The 350-nt window shown below is 44.0% G+C and carries 1 protein-coding gene; it reads left to right on the forward strand.

Going from position 1 to position 350, the window contains the following annotated elements; translation table 11 throughout:
* Window positions 1-350: ShET2/EspL2 family type III secretion system effector toxin (locus FN960_RS23665; protein WP_143850782.1), on the forward strand; the 350-nt coding region annotated here is incomplete at both ends.

Below are 350 nucleotides of genomic sequence, written 5' to 3' on the forward strand. Positions count from 1 at the left end.
CGAGTAAGGATTTTGGCTTCGCTTTAGATATTTTCTTTTGTCGAATGATGGCAAACAATGTCAGTCATATGTCCGCGATTTTATATATAGACAATCATACTTTGTCAGTAAGGCTACGAATAAAGCAGTCAGTGTATGGACAATTAAATTATGTTGTGTCCGTTTACGACCCGAACGATACCAACGTTGCCGTCAGAGACATCCACAGGACAGCACGGGGCTTTCTTTCGCTTGATAAGTTCATCAGTTCAGGTCCCGATGCTCAGACCTGGGCTGATAGATATGTTCGCAACTGTGCAATTGCTATTCTGCCCCTATTACCTGTGGGAGTTCCAGGGGCTATTTTCGCG

The organism is Alkalicoccobacillus porphyridii (assembly GCF_007293315.1).
GTDB lineage: Bacteria > Bacillota > Bacilli > Bacillales > Bacillaceae_D > Alkalicoccobacillus > Alkalicoccobacillus porphyridii.